General features: G+C 70.1%; 19 protein-coding genes and 1 pseudogene. 12 read left to right on the top strand and 8 right to left on the bottom strand.

Annotation, left to right across the window (positions count from 1 at the left end; genetic code table 11):
- Window positions 1-74: 74 nt before the first annotated feature.
- Window positions 75-662: a hypothetical protein gene (locus AVW11_RS26655; RefSeq protein WP_143568909.1), complete on the bottom strand. Its 588-nt coding sequence runs from the start codon at window positions 660-662 to the stop codon at window positions 75-77.
- 264 nt (window positions 663-926) lie between these two features.
- Complete coding sequence (locus AVW11_RS26650) at window positions 927-1115, bottom strand: hypothetical protein (RefSeq protein ID WP_060181019.1); 189 nt, start codon at window positions 1113-1115, stop codon at window positions 927-929.
- 190 nt (window positions 1116-1305) lie between these two features.
- Between AVW11_RS26650 and AVW11_RS26645 the strand changes: the two genes are divergently transcribed.
- A complete protein-coding gene (locus AVW11_RS26645) occupies window positions 1306-1515 on the top strand; it encodes a hypothetical protein (RefSeq protein WP_240528270.1) in 210 nt (69 codons plus the stop codon).
- Between the two features lie 81 nt (window positions 1516-1596).
- Here the strand turns inward: AVW11_RS26645 and AVW11_RS26640 are convergent, their stop codons facing one another.
- A complete protein-coding gene (locus AVW11_RS26640; protein ID WP_030854812.1) occupies window positions 1597-1821 on the bottom strand; it encodes a hypothetical protein in 225 nt (74 codons plus the stop codon).
- 655 nt (window positions 1822-2476) lie between these two features.
- On the opposite strand from AVW11_RS26640, the gene AVW11_RS26635 reads away from it, so the two are divergent.
- Window positions 2477-2992, top strand: a complete 516-nt coding sequence (locus AVW11_RS26635; RefSeq protein ID WP_240528269.1) for a hypothetical protein — start codon at window positions 2477-2479, stop codon at window positions 2990-2992.
- A 97-nt stretch (window positions 2993-3089) separates the two neighbouring features.
- On the opposite strand, the gene AVW11_RS26630 is transcribed toward AVW11_RS26635, so the two are convergent.
- Entirely contained in the window at window positions 3090-3752 is a 663-nt protein-coding gene (locus AVW11_RS26630) for a hypothetical protein (protein ID WP_143568908.1), read from the bottom strand.
- A gap of 373 nt (window positions 3753-4125) precedes the next feature.
- Between AVW11_RS26630 and AVW11_RS26625 the strand changes: the two genes are divergently transcribed.
- Window positions 4126-4605, top strand: a complete 480-nt coding sequence (locus tag AVW11_RS26625; protein ID WP_076046275.1) for a hypothetical protein — start codon at window positions 4126-4128, stop codon at window positions 4603-4605.
- Between the two features lie 410 nt (window positions 4606-5015).
- On the opposite strand, the gene AVW11_RS26620 is transcribed toward AVW11_RS26625, so the two are convergent.
- Window positions 5016-5405: a peptidase inhibitor family I36 protein gene (locus tag AVW11_RS26620; RefSeq protein WP_076046274.1), complete on the bottom strand. Its 390-nt coding sequence runs from the start codon at window positions 5403-5405 to the stop codon at window positions 5016-5018.
- A 677-nt stretch (window positions 5406-6082) separates the two neighbouring features.
- On the opposite strand from AVW11_RS26620, the gene AVW11_RS26615 reads away from it, so the two are divergent.
- From AVW11_RS26615 to AVW11_RS26600, 4 genes are all read left to right on the top strand, one after another.
- Entirely contained in the window at window positions 6083-7684 is a 1602-nt protein-coding gene (locus AVW11_RS26615) for a PKD domain-containing protein (protein WP_076046273.1), read from the top strand.
- 339 nt (window positions 7685-8023) lie between these two features.
- Entirely contained in the window at window positions 8024-8347 is a 324-nt protein-coding gene (locus AVW11_RS38635; RefSeq protein WP_338058882.1) for a helix-turn-helix domain-containing protein, read from the top strand.
- 189 nt (window positions 8348-8536) lie between these two features.
- Window positions 8537-10318, top strand: coding sequence for a serine/threonine-protein kinase (locus AVW11_RS26605; RefSeq protein ID WP_240528267.1), 1782 nt, complete (start codon window positions 8537-8539; stop codon window positions 10316-10318).
- Window positions 10319-10862: 544 nt separating this feature from the next.
- Window positions 10863-11201, top strand: coding sequence for a hypothetical protein (locus tag AVW11_RS26600; protein WP_030854793.1), 339 nt, complete (start codon window positions 10863-10865; stop codon window positions 11199-11201).
- Window positions 11202-11477: 276 nt separating this feature from the next.
- Here AVW11_RS26600 and AVW11_RS26595 read toward each other — a convergent pair whose 3' ends face one another.
- On the bottom strand, window positions 11478-11834 hold the full coding sequence (locus AVW11_RS26595) for a hypothetical protein (RefSeq protein ID WP_060181014.1): 357 nt from the start codon (window positions 11832-11834) through the stop codon (window positions 11478-11480).
- Window positions 11835-12081: 247 nt separating this feature from the next.
- Complete coding sequence (locus AVW11_RS26590) at window positions 12082-13092, bottom strand: AraC-like ligand-binding domain-containing protein (protein WP_076046272.1); 1011 nt, start codon at window positions 13090-13092, stop codon at window positions 12082-12084.
- Between the two features lie 668 nt (window positions 13093-13760).
- On the opposite strand from AVW11_RS26590, the gene AVW11_RS26585 reads away from it, so the two are divergent.
- Window positions 13761-14210, top strand: a complete 450-nt coding sequence (locus tag AVW11_RS26585; protein WP_030854784.1) for a hypothetical protein — start codon at window positions 13761-13763, stop codon at window positions 14208-14210.
- Between the two features lie 760 nt (window positions 14211-14970).
- The gene (locus tag AVW11_RS26580; RefSeq protein WP_076046271.1) at window positions 14971-15447 is read left to right on the top strand and encodes a tautomerase family protein; all 477 of its coding nucleotides are present in this window, start codon (window positions 14971-14973) and stop codon (window positions 15445-15447) included.
- Window positions 15448-15505: 58 nt separating this feature from the next.
- Here AVW11_RS26580 and AVW11_RS26575 read toward each other — a convergent pair whose 3' ends face one another.
- Window positions 15506-16090 (bottom strand): TetR/AcrR family transcriptional regulator, encoded by a 585-nt coding sequence (locus AVW11_RS26575; RefSeq protein WP_076046270.1) that lies wholly within the window; start codon window positions 16088-16090, stop codon window positions 15506-15508.
- 79 nt (window positions 16091-16169) lie between these two features.
- Between AVW11_RS26575 and AVW11_RS26570 the strand changes: the two genes are divergently transcribed.
- The 3 genes and pseudogenes from AVW11_RS26570 to AVW11_RS26560 all read left to right on the top strand — a co-directional run bounded on the left by AVW11_RS26570 (window position 16170) and on the right by AVW11_RS26560 (window position 17563).
- Window positions 16170-16607, top strand: coding sequence for a tautomerase family protein (locus tag AVW11_RS26570; protein WP_076046269.1), 438 nt, complete (start codon window positions 16170-16172; stop codon window positions 16605-16607).
- 72 nt (window positions 16608-16679) lie between these two features.
- Window positions 16680-16905, top strand: a pseudogene (locus tag AVW11_RS38630) (zinc-dependent alcohol dehydrogenase); the annotation flags it as partial.
- Window positions 16906-17272: 367 nt separating this feature from the next.
- Window positions 17273-17563: a hypothetical protein gene (locus AVW11_RS26560; protein ID WP_030854771.1), complete on the top strand. Its 291-nt coding sequence runs from the start codon at window positions 17273-17275 to the stop codon at window positions 17561-17563.
- The last annotated feature ends 198 nt before the right edge of the window (window positions 17564-17761 follow it).

Below are 17761 nucleotides of genomic sequence, written 5' to 3'. Positions count from 1 at the left end.
TACGAGGCATCGTTCGACCTCGGACGTTAAAGAACAAGTTAGGCGACCCCCACCCCCCGCAGGCAGGAGCAGGCTCAGCGGGCTGCGCGCTGGTCATAGACGGCCAACGACAATGCCCGCACCGCAGCATGTGCACGGCCGGGATCGACGCCCTCATCGACCGCCTCCAGTGCCGCGGCCGCCGACACCCGCACCGCCTGCGGCAAGCCCTCGTGAGCGCAGACCCGGTAGGCGACGCCGCGCCGCGCGTCACGCTCCTCCTCACTCACCCCGAATGCCGTGAGGGGGAAAGCCGCCGCCTGATAGGTCGCCACACTCACCAGGACCGCATCCGCGATCCCTTCTGCATATCCGCCCACCGCCACGACAGGAACGGAAACGGGGACCGGGACGGGGACGGGGAGGGAAAGAGGCAGGGGGTCGGCGCCGGGAGCCGACACAGGATCCCGGTCGCAGGCGGGATCGGGACGGAGGAAGGCAGCCACATGCCGACGCGACAGGAACGAGCCGATCGCGGCGCCCAGCCCCGCCGCCACAGCGGCCAGCACCCCCGTGACGCGCCCGCCCAGGAGCCACCCGAAGCAGGCCCCGCCCGCCACCCCGCACATCACCAGCACGAACGTGATCATCAAGTGGATACGGGCAACGGGCGAAAACCTCATGCCCAGCAGTATGCACACCCACCCCACCCCCGCCGCCAGAATGACGCCGCACGCGGAGCCGCAGCGCCGTCGGCGAAGCCCACTCCGGCCCGCCCCGGCGCCTCCCGGCCGGGTCGGCCGATGCTCGGGGCCCATGTGCCTCCGGAACCCCCTCTCCATGAGCGGCTCTCACTCCCGTGGGGCCCGCCCACGGCATGAACAGAACCCGGCCGGGATGCCTACGGGCGCCTGGCCGGGCTCTGCGTGCGTGGGGTGCTGCTGGGCTCAGAAGTCGTCGCGCTCGTCGTGAAGGGGGTCCTCCTCGCGACGCCGCGCCATCTCGTCGGGCCGCTGGCCGCCGCGGGAGGGGATGCCGGGCTCGGGGTGGGCCGGGTCCTGACCGGGACGCTGCGGCCGCCGCTGCTCCTCGCGACCCTTGCCCGGTTCCTGGCGCTTGTCCTGCATACCGCCCATGACGGCGACTCCTCAATAGGTGGGGTGGTACTTCCTCCGCCACACTGACACCCGAAGTCACATCTCGCACCATTTCCGCTACGCAGCGTGGCGGAAGGGTGAGCGGTGGCCGGTCCGGATGCGCCGCGAGGCCGCGGTGCTGAGGATGAGCACACCCACCCCTCCCCACACCGTAAGGAGCAGGATTCCCATGCCGGAGCACACCGCGCGCACGGACCGCACCGCAGGCACCGTCATCCTTTCCGCCGGCACCCCGGCCCAGGACGGAAAGCGGGCCGTCACCGCCGAGCCGGCGCCCAAGAACACCCGCTCCTTCCGCCATCTGGCGGCAGGGGACTACTGGTTCGACAACAACACCATGCAGAGCGGAGAGGGCCCCGACAGCCGCCTGCACACCTGACACAGGAACGCGGCCTGCCAGCGCCCGCCGGCAGGGAAGCCCATCCCACCCCCAGAGCATCATGCGTCCGGTGCCCGGGGGTCAGATGTCGCCGGCCCACACCTCTGGGCCGCCACCCTCCCACCGGACCGGCCCGTCCTCGGACAGATCCACGTCCTCCAGGCCGGCCCGGCGCAGGAACTCCGACACGTCCCCGGGTGAGAACGCCCGACCGAGGTCCACATCCACGCCGAGGGCGTGCACGGTGACCTTCCGCCCGCCCTGCGGCGACACGGGATGGATCACGATCTCCGTCTGATCCGCCATGCACCCCAGCGTGCGACGACCCGGCCGGCACAGCATCCGGAACAGAGCCAGGGTCCACGCCCCGACCAGCGTCGGAAGGGCTCTGCGCGCAAGTCCGCGAGCAGCCGGACGTGGCGCCCGCTCAGAATGGCCCGGAAGGACGTTTGGGGAGGAGGCGCCGGGTCAGACGCGTACGTACCGGAGGCCTCGCCGTGGGGGTGGGCTTCCGTAGCGGGCCCCTCCCCCGTGACGCCCCTTCCCCCGGCGTCATGGGGCAGGCCCGCCCGCACGATGGGCTACCTCCCCGATCCGTACGGCACCCGGACACCCCCCACCCCGGCCTCCTCCCGGGCCGGTGAGAGCAGCCCTCCGGCTGCCCGCCCCGGCCCTCCAGCCAGGCCGGCGCCGGAAGCGGGGCACGGACCTCGACCCGTTCGGCGTCCGTCGTCCGACGGATAACCGCGGCTCCCGGCCCGGACGATCAACCCGTTCCCGTACACGTGTGTGATGCAGACACACGACCCGGAAGCGGAGCGGGCCGGGCGGCGTCCGCCTCTCCCCTGTCCTGCACCCTGCACCAGGTAATTCGCGGGTGCACCGCCCAGCGCCCGTCCTATCCTGTCCGCTGCCCTCCATGCCCGGATGGGCCCGACGGAGGGGCGGCGTAGTGCCGGACGTGTACAAGCTGATGCTGGATGCCGAGTTGAACAGGGCGTTTGACGTGTGGTCCAGCTATCTGAACGCCCGGACCGGCGAGGATTTCCAGGTCCGTGCACGACTGCGCTCCACCTTGGGCTCGGCCCGCGCGGCGGCCGATGAGGGTGATCTCGCGTTTGCACGCGCCTTGGTCGCACAGATGTACGACGACGCCCGAGAGGCTGGCCTTCCCTGGGCTCCTGAGCAGCCGGGCCCCTGTGCGGCGGACCGGCAGGCGCGCGACTACGCCAAGGACGAACTGCGGCAGGTGCTTCCTGTGCACTTGCGCGAGGATCTCGAGAGCATCGCGATCTACCTGCGTGTCACGGGCCGACGCCTCCAGAGTGCCCCCGGCCTCGACGCCGCCACCCGCCAGGACATCCTCTACGTCTGGGCCCGCGCAGGGATGGCTCTTGATCTCGCTCATCCAACAGCAGCGCGACGGGAACTCGAACGTCTGGAAGCAATTGCGCAACGCTGCGGCGTGGAGCCCTGAAAAGGTACTGGCCGCCCTTGGACTGGACCGGGAGCGCTGAGGCCGGGAAGCCTACGTGCGTCGTTTCACGGAGCGTCGAAGCCGATCGCCGCCGTTCTCACCAAGGGGACCGCACCCTAACACCGAGGGCCCGGACGCGGTCCTGTGCCTGCGGGTCGAGCTTCAGCAGCAGGCCCTCGCCGACGACTCCGTCGCGCCGCCAGATGCTGCAGAGAGTCTCCAGTCCCGCTTCGGCGACCTCCGGTTCCGCGTCGGCCGAGGCCTGCACCAGGGCTTCGACCACCGTCCTGCCCTGCAGTCCCACGACCGCCCGTGCCACCCGGGCCCGCTGCTCCGCGGGCACGGCCGGGTCGGCAAGCGAACCCAGCACGTCCGCCGTGTCGCGGGCGTCCTGGCAGGGCAGCACCCACACCAGGTACACGAGCTGCGCGCCGAGCACGATCAGGTACTGAAGCGGCACAAGCAGGGCCACGGGCAGCAGCAGGACCAGGGGCAGCACGATCAGCCAGCCGCCCCGGATCCGCGAGGGACCGCCGGTCGGCGGCTCGAACCGCCGACCGGCCAGCAGGACGAGAACGAACACGGTCACGACCGTCAGGAGCGGCACCACGACCAGCCCCACCCCCAGCCCCGCACCGAACGACGCCCAGAAGGGGTCCTCGCCCAGAACCGGCAACACCAGCGCCGCAGCCAACCAGCCGAGAGCGGCGATCATGACGTAGCGCTGTAGGCAGACCCACAGCCATTTTCCCGTGCTCACAGCAGCTTCCCCCAGCTCAGCAGCGGCTCTTCATACAGGCAGACATGATCCCCGGATCGCCGACAGGGCGCACGTATCCCCGCTGCCCCCAACCCGTGATCCAGATATGTAAGGCGTAACCGCAGGGGCGCTCAACGGTTCAACCGCCGGCGAGCATCAGGGGGTGCTGGGACCACGGCTCCAGGGGCAGCATCAGCCTCCGACCGGCGCCTTCACCGACCGCACGGCGGCAAAACTATGAGAGCCGGACGATCCCGCGTATGGCTGCGCATCGGCGAGAGCGGTATGCGCTGATCAGGCCGCTGAGGTCGGACGTGGCACAGGGGTCGGGCATCGCCGAGTCCAGCCGACGGACTACTACTAGGCTGCGCGCATGCCGACCCAGCACCTCACGTGCTCCGCCGACGAGCTGATGCACGTTGTTGACAGCGTTCACGCAATGCCGTTTCCCTCGCAGGAGGAGAGGGCCGCCGACCGGTGGGGCGGTCCCGGGTATCACGTGGTGGTCCTCGTGGAGAGCCAGGACTTCTGGGAGGACCGAAGCTCCGAGACGGTGGAGGAGGCCGAGGAGAGCATCGCAGCCGATTTCGCCGGTCTGGCTGTGCTCCTCACTGAACGCTGGGGTGCGCCCGAGGCGGTCGACCTCGCGTCCTATCTCGGCCTCGACTTCCCGGATCCGGACTTCGAGGCACCCGAGCCGATGGGCTTCCTTTCCAATCTGGCTGGCAGCATGCAGGTGTGGCGGCCTCCTGCATCCGATCGGTGGGTTGCCCTGGCCATCGGCCAGGCTGATCCTGAGTGGCCGCTGCAGTTGCTCGCTGCGTTCGGCGAAGGTTCCGCGCTGCCAGGCTGACCGAGGAGCCCCGCCCATCGCCCGCGGACCTGAGTACTTGAGGCGGCGAAGCCTGCCACCGCCCCGTGTACCGGGCTGCCGGCTGGGCTGGTGGTGTGAGGGTTCAGGCGGCGTGGGTGAGGGCGGAGGGGCTGAGCTTCTTCTTCCGGGTGATGCGACGGGTCATGAGGGTGATGGCGGCAGTCCCGCCGGGCCGGTCAACCAGCCCCTCGCGAGCACACCCGAGGCTGAGCGGGCACACCCCCGCCCCCGGGTTGTCCCGTGTCACCACTCCGACAGAGCGTGTTCCGGGCGAAGCCGCATCCCGTCCGTCTCACCAGAACGAGCGGGGCACCCTCGCCGGGAATCCAACTCGTCCTCACCCAAGCCAACCCAAACCACTCCTTGTCGTACTGGATCGGATCAGGCACTCAGGAGCAATTGTAGAGGGACTCGATGTCGTCCTCAGCCCAGAAGGGCAGCTCGTTCCAGTTCTCCCACGGCCCCACCCTCATCACCTTCCCTCTCAAACCTTGATCGGTGGTAAGGCACCACGCGTCGTACGTCCGGTTGGACACCGAGCTCGTCTGGTTGTTGAACAGCCCCAGAGTGCTCCGACTACTCGTCGACCCCGGGATGACCAGGCGGACGGAAGTCTCGATCTCGACGCCGAAGCTGACCTTGTACAAGCAGAGATGATTGTTGGGGCAGTTGGACGCCGCGGACGCCGGCGCAGGCGTGAGCACACCCGCCATCACCAAGGCCGCGACGGCAGCTCCGACGGCCGTGCCACGCCGACGGCGCGGCTTGATCGTACTCATCGAGTCTTCCTTTCATGAGCCCTCGACCTGAGGTGTCCACACCGTAACTCGGCTATGACTGGCCCTTGTTGCCCGTGCGTGCAGGCCTCTGGCTCCTGCGCGCACATCCCGTCGACCAGGGGATGCGCCCCCTCCGCCATGCCGTCGTTGGTTCAGGAACAGGGAGGGCCTTGCCGGTGCGGCGGTTTTCGCAGCCGAACACGACGGAGGGTCCACGGAGGGTTCGCCGGAGGCGGTGACGGCCTCCGGCAGGTCCCGATCCGCAGACCACCAGTCGTGGAGAGCCCCCGGACTGCGTCGTACTCGCCCTTGGACAGGATCCGGTCGAGGGCGTGGTCCACGACGGCACGCGGCACCGACAGGGCGTCCACGGCCGCCGACGAGCGGCGGGGCCGGTTCACGGGTGGTCGGGGGGTTGATCCGTATCGGCCCGCCCGGACCCTGACTGCGCTGCTGGGTCGCGGCGTGATCAAACCGTGGCCTTTCAGACCCGGGCGGGCGTATGGCATGTCCGCGCCGATCGATACGCTGAACAGGCTTTCGAACTCGCTCAATAAACAACGAAATTGGGGGGCCGGTGCGCAGTCGCCGACTCGTTGTCTCAGCTGCCGCTCTCGCGGTCGGCGCAGGTCTCATGCCGGGGGTGGCGCAGGCCACCGGCCCGGCCGCCCCCCGGGGTGTCCGCACCACCTCCCGAGGCCGCACCCGACGGGGCTGCCGCCGCGGAGAGCGGCACCTTCCGCAGCCCGGGCGGGAACACGGTCCGTACGGTCGTGCCTTCCGGTACGGCGAAGGGCGGGTCGGCACAAGCCTCCGCCGACGCCTCGAACCTCGAGCTTTACATACAGGGAGACGCCAGGACCGCCCGCAGCATCTCCTTCCGCGTCAACCTCTACCAAGGGGCCCGCGTCGCCCATGAGGTCGTCATCGCCTGGGGCGACGGCACCACGCACACAGCCACCGTCACCGGTGGTGAGATCCTGTACGACGTCAGGCACACCTACCCCCGGCCGGGTGAGTACACCGTCACCGTGACGGCCACGGACACCGTGAACGGTGTACAGGCGGTCAACCGGCTGCCGTTCACGACGCCGGGGTCCTTCTTCGCCCCGCACGCTCCGACTCGGCTGCTCGACACCCGGGCGGGTATCGGCGCGTCCAGGGCGAAGGTCGGGGCGTACACGCCGGTCCGGCTGAAGATCGCGGGCAACGCGCAGGTGCCGGCCGGGGTCACCGCGGTGGTCCTCAACGTCACGGCGACCAACGCCACCGCCGGGGGGCACGTCAGCGTCTACCCCTCGGGCAGGGAGAGGCCGAAGACCTCGAATGTGAACTACACCGCCGGGCAGACCGTTCCGAACCAGGTGATCGTGCCGGTCGGCAAGGACGGGTACATCGAGCTGTACAACGGCGGCTGGAACGCCGTGGACCTGATCGCGGACGTGACCGGCTACTTCGACCGTGCGGCCGCCGACGGCTACACCTCGGTGAACCCGGTCCGTTTCGTCGACACCCGCGAGGGCCTCGGCGCGGCGCGCGGTCAGATCGCCGGTCAGGGCACCGTCGGGGTCCAGATCACCGGACGCAGCGGCATACCTGCCGGCGCGACCGCCGTGGCGCTCAACGTGACGGTCACCGACCCGAAGCAGGCCGGGCATCTGACGGTCTTCCCGAGCGGTCAGGCGGCCCCCTCCACCTCAAGCCTGAACTTCACCTCCGGACAGACCGTTGCCAACTCCGTCATCGTCCCCGTCGGCGCCGACGGGAAGATCAGCGTCCGCAACGGGGCCTGGGCCGGAACCGATGTGATCATCGACGTCGTCGGCTACTACGGCGCCGGCAGCAAGGCTGCCTTCGCCACCTGGAGGCTCGGCCTCCCACCGGAAGGCGGCCCGTTCCGCCACATCGACACCAGGGGCCTGCCGCCCAACAACTGGCCCTGTCTCGCCGGCGGCTACTACGCCCTGCACCTGAATTCGGGGAACCGCTACGACCTTCCCATCGAGGCCCACGTCACGAACCTCACCGTCACGACCACGACCGGACCGGGGCATCTCTCCGTCGCCCCCGACCCGAACTCCGCCCACGCCTACCAGTACGGGTACGCGGTCAAGCCGCCCCGCCCCACCACCTCCGCGCTGAACTGGACGGCAGGCAAGGACGTCTCCAACCTGGTCCAGGCCAAGACCGGCCCCCACGGTGTCATCGACCTCTGGAACCAGAGCAGCCGAGAGGTCCACTACATCGTCGACTGGTTCGGCGAGTACGACGCCTACTGATCCGGACGTCCGGGCCAGGGCATAGCCGCCCCCGGTACCGCCCGGCGCCGTCAGGTCGTGGGTGCCACTGGCTTCGGCTCGTCGGGGTGATTCGTGCTGAACTGCCTGCTGGGCTTGGAGCTGTGGCCGTGTCGTGTCCCGTGGTGTGTGAGGTACGCGCATGGGGCGGGCTGACCCCTGCAAGCAAGGCGCCAGCGCCGTGAACCGGTACGGATACAGGCGGTCGGGCCGTTCGAGCAGACGGCCAGGACGTGGAGGCCACGCGGCGCCTGCGGGTCAGCCTGCAACGGCACCAGCCGAGGCGCGACGGCGGGGCTGCGGCATCGGTCTCTCGGCTGGGTGGAGGACCGGGTGCGGACCTCGTCGAGGGTCGCCACGCTGATCGGCCGGAAGTTCCACCTCTCGCCCCTCCTGTACAGCGTCTCGGGGGCCACGAGGTTGATGCACCGGCTCGGCTCCAGCCCGCAGGCCCCCGCGCGCTGTGTCGCCGAGCGTGCCAAGCAGGCCGTCACCGTAGGGAAGGAGGCGACCCGGGCGGAGGCGAAAGGGCGCCCGGGCGGCCTGCGGGGCCACGTCTACTTCGAGGACGAAGCGGGCTTCACCCGCCGGCCACCCCGGGAACGGACTTGGGACAGGCAAGGCGAGGCGCCACCCCGGTCGTGACGGCGAGCGGGCGCCGCTCGGGACGGCTGTCGGTGGCCGGCCTGATCCCCAACGTCCCAGCACCACCTTGACGAGCCGACGTCAGTAATGCCACGGCCGCACCGCGGTCCGCCTCGGAAGGGACGGGGCGCAGGCCGGGGCCCGAACGCCCGTTACGATCTTCCCTCGTTGATCAACGAGGGGAAATCAATGTCGAACACCGACCGTGCCCTGATGGGCTCGCTGGGGCCGAACGACCCGCAGGAGATAGCCGGGTACCGGTTGCTCGCCAAGATCGGCGAGGGGGGTATGGGCTCCGTCTACCTCTCCCGGACCCGGGGGAATCAGCCGGTCGCACTCAAGGTCATTCGACGCGAGTTCGCCCAGGAACACGATTTCCGGGCACGGTTCGAGCACGAAGTGCAGGCGGCCCGCCGTGTGCAGGGTTACCACATCGTGCCGGTTCTCGACCACGACACCAGCGGGGACCAGCCGTGGCTGGCCACCGCGTTCGTGCCCGGCCTGCCGCTCGACGAGGCCCTCGCAGCCCATGGGCCGTTGCCCCTGCCGGCCGTGTTCCAGTTGATCGGCTGCACCGCCCAGGCACTGCATTCGGTACACGCTGCCTCGGTGGTGCACCGCGACCTCAAACCCAGCAATATTCTGCTGGGTTCGAACGGCCCCTGGGTGATCGACTTCGGGATCGCGCGAGCCACTGACACCACCCAGCTGACCCGCAGCGGCGGGTTCATCGGGACCCCGCAGTACATGTCACCCGAGCACGCCCTCGGCAGGACCGTCACCCCCGCCACCGACATCTTCGCGCTGGGCCTGATCGCCGCCGTCGTGGCCACCGGCCGCCACCCGTACGGCGACGGCTCGGGCATCTCCATCGCCGCCTCGATAGCCAACACCCCACAGCAGGCACCGGACCTCAGCCGCTACCCGGACGCACTGCGGCCGCTGCTGGAACGCTGCCTGGCCGCCGATCCGGCGCAGCGGCCCCTGCCCGCGGAAATCGCCGAATTGTGCAGCACATCCGCAGGGCGGAAGCTGCGCGACTTCGCGGACTGGCTGCCCGCACCGATCGCCGCGGAGATCACGCGGCGCGAACACCTCGCGCAGACACCGGTCCAGCCCGCGTACACGCCGACCCACACCCCCGAGCCGGCCCGGCCGACGTACGCACCCACCCAGGCCGCAGCACCGGCCCACCCGGCGCATGTGCCGACGCAGAACGCGACGGGCGGCCACCCGCCCTTCCCCATGTACGAGGCTCCCACCAGCGCCGTCTACACGCCGCCCCCGGCCATCGGCACGGCGGCTCCCGTGCCCGTCGCCGCAGGCCGCAGGCACACACCGCTGATCGTCGGCGCGGGGGTCCTGGCGGTGGCGCTGATCGCGGGCGGCAGCTGGTACGCGACGCGCGACGACGACAACGGCGGCAGGACCAGCGCGGGCGACGACAAGCAGAAGGCGGCAGACCAGCCGAAGGACGGCGCCGCACCTGCGGCGCAGCAGCCCAGCGGCTCCGCGGCCGCGCCCCAGGCCTCCGCCATCGGCCCTGCCTACACCGAGGTCTACAAGGACAAGCCACTCAAGCTGCTGGCGGGCCGGGAATTCGGCAAGGTCAACGCCGTCGACCTGGACTTTCCCAAGGTCGCTCCGTTCGGGGAGATCGGCTGGAAGGAGCGAGAGCTGGAGATGGGCTTCGAGGACGTCAGGCTCTCAACCACGTTCGGGAAGAGCAAGGGAACCACCCCCGAGCTGTGCGCGGACGCAGCCGCCACCAACCCGATCCCCGAGCGGCTGCCGAGTTCGGACCTGTCGGGCGCGGCCAGTGCCATCGTTCAGGGCGATCTGCTGTGCACGGTGACGTCCAAGGGCAACCTGGCCATGGTCAAGATCGTCACCGTTGAGCCGTCAACCAGTAAGCAATACAAGGTCCCGACCTACCTCACCGAAGTCACACTCTGGAAGCGCCAGCCCTAAGACGTCGTCTCTGTGGCGGGTTGAGTGATCTGCGCTGTGTGGTGGCGGTCAAGCGGTTGGTGCCGGATGGGCTGTGGGACTGTTGCAACAATGGTCCCGCCCGCTCCGGCACGGCAGCGGCTGCCGGCCCGACGGGCAGCTCCCACAGGCACCCGGGCACCGGCACCGGGCCGGCAGTGTGAGTGGGCGAGCCGCCGCCCGGTGCTCCGTACCCGGAGAGCTTCACCGCGTATGAGCGGAACTCGTACGACTCCGGCCCCCCCGCGACAAGGGGAACACACCCGCGGGGCCGCCGGCGGACAGCCGACCGGATCCGAGGGCCGTACGGATGCACGTGACCGCGGCAACCGCCACAGCCGGTAGTAGGCGTGGGGGCGCTGCCCGGGGAGAGCCAGCCCCAGGGCCCGGACATCAGCCGGGGCCAGCCCGGCGGTGGGTGCCAAAGCCGCGTCCATGTGCCTGGTACCCCTGCGGCCGTCCCGGCAGGCAGCACGTGCGAGGATCACTGGAGAGTTCGCCTTGTCCGCTTTCTCAGAGGCCACACATGAACAGCAGGTTCCTCCCCTTCCGGCGCAAGCGCGGAACCAAGGTCACCTACGAGGTGACCGGCACCGGCTCCTTCGAGGTGACCTATGCCGTCGGCAACCCTCTGCAAGGAGAACAGAAGGAGGTCAAGGCCGGCGTCGCACCGTGGAAGCAGGACGTCGTGATGTCGGGCATCGACGCGATGCCCATGCTCACGATCATCACCTCCAACCCCGATCATCCCGATGGCTGGCTCCAGTGCACGATCTCCATCGACGGAGAACTCGCAGTGGAAGGGGCGGTGTCCTCGCGGTCGGCCAGCGCGACCTTCACGGCTCTGCCCGGCGCGACGGGCTGACGGCAGCACGCATCGATACGGTCGCGGGCAGGGTCCGGAGCTATCGCAGGTAGCTTCGTGCGCAGCGGTTCAGCAGGCCTTTCACGCCCGCTTCCAGCAGCCGGCGAAGCCCCTGGTGCTGTCGCCAACCGGGCCACCCGCGCAGGGGTAGGGCGGGTTGCCGCCCCTGGGGCACGGCCGGAGGCCGTCCGCCTTCCCGAAGGGGGAGACGGACGGCCGCCGCGTGTGACGGTCGGTCCGCCGGACCGGAACCGGGGCGGTTTCGGTGTCTGTCGGTCAGACCGTCTCCCAGAGGGTCCCGGAGCAGACGTCCTGGGACCACCGGATGTCGACACAGAGCTTCCAGCGTAAGGGCAGGCCGTCGCCCCCGATGTAGTAGTCGCGCCACGAGCCGTTGCCGTTGTAGTTCACGATCCGGGGCTGCTTCTGGTTGTTGACCCAGTACTCGATGAAGACGCTGTTCCCGTCGGCCTTGGAGTCCTGGAGGCCGAACATGTTCCTGTTCGGGTCGTAGTAGGCGAAGGCGCCGCCGCCCGGGGTGGAGATGGACGAGGCCGAGGCCGGAGCGGCCATGGCGAAGAAGGCGGCGCCGGCCATCACGGCGGTCAGTGCGAGCTTGTGCGTCCTGCGCATTGCGGTTCCCCTTGTCGTTCGGAACGTCGATCGGACGTCGTGCGGACATGTGGTGCTGATGCGTACTGCTGGGACGTGGTGCCGATGTGTGGTGCTGTCTGCTGTGTGGTGCTGTCGGCGTGCACCGGCCGGCGCAGGAATGCGTTGCGGGCCGGAGCGCCGTACGGGTGTCGCGTGCTCCGCCGCGGACGGGCGTGTGGGGAGCAGCCGACTCCCGAAGTGTGCCGACGGAGGTGGTGCCCGGTCGTTAGCGGACAGCGCAGGTTCTGTTGTCGCCGGGTGCAGTGGCGGCATCGAGGGCCGCGCGTCGGTACTCGCTCGGCGGCATCCCGTACGCGGCCCGGAAGGCGCGGGCGAAGTCCGCGGCGGAGGCGAAGCCGTACCGGGCCGCGACGGCCCTGATCGGCAGCGTGCGCTGGAGCGGGTCGGCGAGGTCGGCGCGGCAGTGCTCCAGGCGCCGACGCCTGATCCGGGCCGCGACGCCCTCCCCGCGCTGCTGGAACAGCATGTGCAGGGAGCGCACCGAGATGTGGTGCCGGGCCGCGACAGCCGGCGGGGTCAGCCCTGAGTCGGAGAGGTGGTGGTCGATGAACGTGTCGATGCGGGCCAGCAGCGCCTGGCGCCTGCTCTCCACCGGCAGGCGGTCCTGGACGCCGAGGCGGTGGGCGAGGAAGGCGGCGGCGAGGTCCCACGCCGTGCGGCCCAGCCGATCGGCGTCGGCGCGATCCAGGGTGGGCGCCTCCCGGAGCACACTCCTGAGATAGCGGGCGAGGATCGCGCCCATGCCCGAGCGGGCCGGCATGGCCTGGGCAAGGAGCAGGTCCACCCGCGTGGCCGGCAGCGGGAGTGTGGCGCGCGGCAGATGCAGGATGATGGCGCGGGACTGGTCGTTCCCGCCCAGCCCCCGGCCGTCGAACGGGTGCGACGTCTCCCACAGCACCAGGTCGCCGGCCCGCATCCGGGTCGCGCTGCGGGCCTGCGAGATCCACATCTCGCTGCCCATGATCAGGGCGAGCTCGTAGACCTCTGGGTCCGACCGCCGAATCAGCGCGGGTGTCCGGGTCGACCGCAGTGGCGGGAAGGACAGTGCGCTCAGCTGCACCGGTCCCAGGTCCACCGCCCCGGCGGCGGCGTGGAAGTCGGTGACATGGTCGGTACTGATCCGGGTCGGTGCCACATCACGGCTGATCAGGTCGCACCACCACTCGAACCGGTGCTCCGCCGGTACGTCCCTGCTGTGCAGGGTGATCACATCCATGGCCTACTCCCCTCTTGCGGGGGCACCTGACCGGAGCCGCTCCGACCCCGGCCGCCGTGTCGGGCGCCGGTCGGGATGGCGCACCGTGCCCCCGACGATGCGCCGATCCGAGAACGAACATGGACATTTCAAAGTTGGCGGTGGCGATCTGTCAAATACCGCTGCCGGCCGCGGCAATGCGCCTCGATCGCACGCCGGTAACCCTCCGGCGGCGTCCGCGACTGTCACGGCGGGGCCGGTCCTCATGGCGGCGGGCGCCGGAACGTGCAGGCACGGACACTCGCGCCGGGGCGCCTTCTCGTTGGCCGCCGCGAAAGGTTCGGGCGGGCCGGAGCCCGTGGTGGCCACCGCTGGCTTCGAACACACCCGGACGGGCAGGGAGGCCCCACGCGCTGATCGCCAGGAACCGTTCGGCCGACGCCTTGCACCTCCGATGCCCGGAAAAGGTGAGTGGGAACGATGTCCGAGTCGCCGAGGAGTTGCCGGCCCGGCTCCTCATGGAGCGTCATGCTCCGTGAACCTCCGCCGCGAACACGCGACACCTCAACACGCGGGCCCATCAGTCCCGAAGTCGGTCACATCTTTTACGCACGATGCGCAACCGTTCCGCCGTCCTGTATGTCCCACCTTGCAGGAGCGACCAACTCCAATGACGACCAGGGGGAAACATGAAATTCACCCGTTCCGTCCTTACCGCCACCGCAGTCGCCGCCTTGGCCCTGGGGACCACGACCGCGCTGGCGGCGCCCGCCACCGCCGCGCCCAACACCACGCCGCAGAAGGTCTGCGGAAGCGCCTACAAGACCGTGAACTCGGCCGCCGTCGGCTCGCTGGGCACCGTCTACCTCACGTACAACGCCTCGAACGGCAAGAACTGCGTCGCAACCATCCGGAACAACCCCGGGGCGGCCGTGGACATGGCCCTCTGGATCGAAGTCCCCGAAACCTGGGAGCGGGGCGAGGACTACGGCCGGTACACGTCGTACGCGGGCCCGGCCTACGTGTACGGCAAGGGCCACTGCGTCGACTGGGGCGGGGGCATCAGCAACGTGCACGTGCAGGTCTACAACTCCAACTGCGGAGCGCGCAGCGAGCACCGGGTGACCGAGGTCCGCTGACCCTGCCCCTCCTGACCGCGACGTTCCGTGCCGTCCGTCGTGCGGCCGTCGGGGGCAGGACCTACGACCCGATGACCGCACGGGGACCGCCGTGGTCCGGCTCGCCCCGGCAGACTCACCGAGTTCTGCCGGGGCGAGCGCGCTTCCGACCTCCCCCGCGCGCATGGCCGTCCGGTCGGCGCGCCATCGCATCCGGGACACCCGGAGCAGATGCGGTCCCGGTTCAGCCGACCGCACTGACCCGGACCGACATCCATCCGCTCGATGGCGAAACGGACCACCACCCCCACGACCACGGGCAGGTCCGATTGCGCACGGACAGTCGGAAATCAGGTTCGGCATCACGAGATCGCTGAACTTCGACCTCCTGCCGCGGATCAAGCGAATCAAGCGGATCAAGCGGATCAAGCGGATCAACAAGGTGAAGCCGCACCGGCGCGTGGCCGGCGAACCGTACGCCTACCCAAAGCCGACCCCGGCCCTGACCCACCCGATCCGCCCGACCCGTACGTGACCGCGATCCGGACCCGCACCGCGGCCACAGAGGCGATCCTGCGGCGCTTCACCCGCGACGTCTCCCGCCCCACCCCGCCACCCCACCTACGCGGGGACGCTGGAGGTCGGTCGCGCGCAGCAGACCTTTGGCTGCACCGGCGCACGCCTTGCCTGGCACTGCCTGTCCACACCTCACCGGTATGACAGTCGTTATAGACGAGTGTAGGCTGACAGTCGTCTATAACGACTGTCATAGGAGGACGCCGTGACGATCATCACCGTGAATACCCCGACGGGGCGATTGAGCCTGGAGCAGCGCCGCATGCTGGCCGAGACGCTGACCGACGCCGTTCTCGTGCCGGAGGTGGGGCAGTTCGCTCCGCCCGCGCGGGTGGGGTTCCAGGTCCACTTCGTGGAGCGTCAGTCGGACATGATGGCGATCGGCGGGCGGCTGCTCGCGGACATCGGGCCGGAGGCCGACGTGATGGTGATCGACGTGGCGGTGATGGACGGGGACTGGCGCCAGGAGCTCAGGGCCGCGGTCATCGAGCGCATCCTGGCCGCGCTGGCCGAGGCCTGCGGCCTCGCGAAGCCGGCGGCGACCTGGTGGGTCAACTTCCGCGTCATCGAGGAGGGGAGCTGGGGCTCCAGCGGCGGGGTGCTGTCCGTCCTGTCACTCCTCGACACCGGGGTGTTCACTGAGGAGAAGGTGAAGGCCGTCCGCGCCGCGCTCGGCGCCTGACGGAACTCGACTTCGGGCGTCCGCACCTACTGCCGGGGGGCGGACGCCCGGACGTGGGTCACTTCGGGGCCGCCGCGGCGATCAGGACCAGGAGCTGCTCGGCGATGCGGTCGAGCGGCTCGGTGCTGCGCTTGGCGCGACACATCGCCACCGTGCCCTCGACTGCCGCGACCGTGAGCGTGGCGAGTTGCGCGGCCTGCTCGGTCTGGGCGCCGTACGCCCGGAGCGAGTCGGCCAGCAGGGTCTCCCACTGTTCGAAGACCTCGGCCGCGGCCGTCAGGGCGGGCGGGATCTCGCCGTCCTGGGGTTCCTCAATGGCCACGGCCAGAACGGGGCAGCCGGCGTGGAAGTCGCTGTCGACGACGACCTTGCGCCACAGGTCGAGGAAGGCCTTCAGACCCGCCGCCGGACCCGCCTCCAGCTCCTTGCGCAGGCTGCGGGCGACCCACTCGCCCGTGTATCGGACCGCCTCGGTGGCCAGCTGCTGCTTACCCTCGGGGAAGTAGTGATAGGTCGAGCCGAGCGGCGCCTTGGCGTGCTTGGCCATCTCCCGGATGCTCGTGGCGCTCAGCCCGCGCCGACTGATCATGTCCGCGGCACCGGCCACGATCCGCTCACGCGACGGCGTACTGCTCTTGGCCACCCGTGCACTCCCCTCTGGCTATAACGTTCGTCATAGTCTACCGTGACCTAGGTCTATAACGCTCGTCATAGGAGCTGCTGTGCCCATGATCCGGCTGACCGTGCCGACCGGCGCCCTCACCGAGGAGGGCGGCGCCGCTGTGCAGCGCGACCTCGCAACCGTGCTGATGCGCTGGGAGGGGGCACCCGATACCGCCTTCTTCCGCGCCCAGGCGTGGAGCTACCTGAACGTGCTGCCCGAGGGCGCCCAGACGACCGCCGAGGACGACGCGCCCCGCTTCCTCGTGGAGGTGACGGTGCCGCAGGGCGCCCTGTCCGAACGACGCAAGAACGGCCTCGTCCGAGACGCGACGAAGACGGTTCTGTCCGCCGCCGGCCTCGCCCCGGACGACGCGCTGCGGGTGTGGGTGCTCGTGCACGAGCACCCGGACGGAGCCTGGGGCGCGGGCGGCGCCGCCGTCCGCTCCGCCGATCTGGTCGCCCTGGCCCAGCAGAGCACGGATCAGGCCGGCGCGTGAACCGACCCACGCCGCCCGCCGTACGGTCGAGTGGCGCGAGGCCCCGGACCCCGCGCTCGGGTCCTGCCGTGCGGCGATCCTCGCGTCGGCAACTGGGGCGCTCTGATCTCCGACCTGGTCCGCGTCCGGTACGCCGACACCGTGCTCGTCCCGCTCCCGGCCGGAGTCACCCCCGTCGCGATGGCCTCGGCGAGCGCCAACCGGTCTTTGTCCTGGCGCCTGATCGCGCCCCGCCTCAGGGCTCGCCCCGGCGCCCGGGTCCTGGTCGCCGCCCCGCGGCAGCATCGGCCTGTGCGTGCGCCCGAGAAGCACCTCAAACCCGTCTCCGTCCGTGACATCGTCACCACCCGCACTTCCGGCACCGCCGCTCGCCGCGCCCCTCAGCAGCCTGGCACGGCAACGAATCAGGGCCCGTACGTTCACCGAGTCGGTTGGGGTGGCACCTATCGCGCTCCGGCTCCAGTGGGCGCATCTTCCCCGGGGGCGGGGCAGAAGGAGACGTCGTCGCGGGCCAGAAGTTGCCGATCGCCATGCCGACACTGGCCACCACCTTGAAGCCGCGAAGCGCCTCCGGGGAACTCAGTGGAACCAGCCGCTCAACAGTCTCCACCGCGGCCCACGGCCTACCCAGTACACCGAATGAAACGACGCATTAGGATCCCGGCGTGAAGATCGAACATTCTGACGTACTGGACGAACTGGTCGAGCTGCTGGAAGCTTCCGACGAGGCACACGCCGGGTTGATGCGTCTTCAGGAGGAACTCGGCAACGCGGCTCAGTGGACCGACGAACAGCACGTGACCTGGCGGGACGCGTGGGAAGACGCGCGTGAGCCCTGGTGGCTGCTGGATACGGCCCTGGAGCAGTACGCGGAAGACCTCGGTATGGAGCGTGACGATCTCGAGGCCCTGGTGAAGGAGGCTGCGGGCCACGCCCCGCTCCCGGACGAGGGCTGACAGACCATCGGCGGTGAACGACGTGACCGGCTGGCGTCGCCTCTCGAGGACCGGGTCGAGCGCGCACGTGACCACGCCGACCTCGCCGCCAGCTGGCTGCCCCGCGCTCAGCCGTTCCCTCGCGCGATGCCGCCCCCGCCCGGGGGGGTCTCGGTGGTGAACGGCCCGGCCGGCCGGGTGCACAGCACGATGCCGAAA

Source organism: Streptomyces amritsarensis, from assembly GCF_001953875.1.
GTDB classification, from domain to species: domain Bacteria; phylum Actinomycetota; class Actinomycetes; order Streptomycetales; family Streptomycetaceae; genus Streptomyces; species Streptomyces amritsarensis.
The sequence above is the reverse complement of the archived record's forward strand: the minus strand, read 5'-3'. Positions and strand labels throughout refer to the sequence as shown.

Coding starts and splice junctions, on each gene's coding strand:
- AVW11_RS26640 (WP_030854812.1), bottom strand. CDS start 1,821: ATGGCGGATCAGACGGAGATCGTGATCCATCCCGTGTCGCCGCAGGGC.
- AVW11_RS26595 (WP_060181014.1), bottom strand. CDS start 11,834: ATGCGCAGGACGCACAAGCTCGCACTGACCGCCGTGATGGCCGGCGCC.
- AVW11_RS26590 (WP_076046272.1), bottom strand. CDS start 13,092: ATGGATGTGATCACCCTGCACAGCAGGGACGTACCGGCGGAGCACCGG.
- AVW11_RS26650 (WP_060181019.1), bottom strand. CDS start 1,115: ATGGGCGGTATGCAGGACAAGCGCCAGGAACCGGGCAAGGGTCGCGAG.
- AVW11_RS26645 (WP_240528270.1), top strand. CDS start 1,306: ATGCCGGAGCACACCGCGCGCACGGACCGCACCGCAGGCACCGTCATC.
- AVW11_RS26620 (WP_076046274.1), bottom strand. CDS start 5,405: ATGAGTACGATCAAGCCGCGCCGTCGGCGTGGCACGGCCGTCGGAGCT.
- AVW11_RS26600 (WP_030854793.1), top strand. CDS start 10,863: ATGAACAGCAGGTTCCTCCCCTTCCGGCGCAAGCGCGGAACCAAGGTC.
- AVW11_RS26625 (WP_076046275.1), top strand. CDS start 4,126: ATGCCGACCCAGCACCTCACGTGCTCCGCCGACGAGCTGATGCACGTT.
- AVW11_RS26655 (WP_143568909.1), bottom strand. CDS start 662: ATGAGGTTTTCGCCCGTTGCCCGTATCCACTTGATGATCACGTTCGTG.
- AVW11_RS26605 (WP_240528267.1), top strand. CDS start 8,537: ATGTCGAACACCGACCGTGCCCTGATGGGCTCGCTGGGGCCGAACGAC.
- AVW11_RS26585 (WP_030854784.1), top strand. CDS start 13,761: ATGAAATTCACCCGTTCCGTCCTTACCGCCACCGCAGTCGCCGCCTTG.